The organism is Enterobacter cloacae complex sp. P13B, assembly GCF_014895915.1.
Lineage (GTDB): Bacteria > Pseudomonadota > Gammaproteobacteria > Enterobacterales > Enterobacteriaceae > Enterobacter > Enterobacter bugandensis.
In genome coordinates this window covers 1-554 of the sequence record NZ_JADBQN010000125.1, presented here as the reverse complement: position 1 = coordinate 554, position 554 = coordinate 1, and the positions used below count along the sequence as shown (strand labels likewise).

1 protein-coding gene and 1 pseudogene are annotated in these 554 nt (G+C 32.7%); both read left to right on the top strand.

Annotated elements, in window-relative coordinates; genetic code table 11:
• The coding region (locus IM273_RS22245; protein ID WP_226857990.1) for a hypothetical protein at positions 1–391 on the top strand (391 nt) is incomplete at its 5' end.
• A gap of 40 nt (positions 392–431) precedes the next feature.
• Positions 432–554, top strand: a pseudogene (locus IM273_RS22625) (hypothetical protein); the annotation flags it as partial.

Genomic DNA, 554 nt, shown 5'->3' with positions numbered 1-554 from the left:
GCATATAAATGGTTATCATGAGAAGAAGATTGTAGATGTTATTAACACATGGTCTATAGATGAAAAACTAACCTGGGACGCTTTGTGCGACAGGTTAGTAAGGATTATTGGGAAAAGACCATCAAGACAATCCTTAAGTAGTCATGTAAGGATTGCAGAAAGCTTCAGTGTGAAAAAAGCCACTATCAAATCTGGTGCATTACACACTGTAAAACCTGCTAATTTAAAAGTGGCTTCTCAACGAATTAGAAGACTTGAAGCAGAAAATGAAGCTTTGAAGGCATTAAATGAACGCTATTTAGAACAGTTCAAAGTGTGGCTTTATAATGCTCACCTTAAACAAATAACGATTGAAGAACTTAATAATCCATTACCTGCAAAATACCTTTAATAGAATTGATAGGTTTTAGCTATTGACATGGTAAAATATTATGTTATTTATTTTCTTGTCAGGACGACAAAATTTCACTATTGCAAGGATGCATATTATGGATAAAACAAATATTAACTTAATGGAAAGGTATCTATTACTGCTTGATCGATTCGTTGATAAA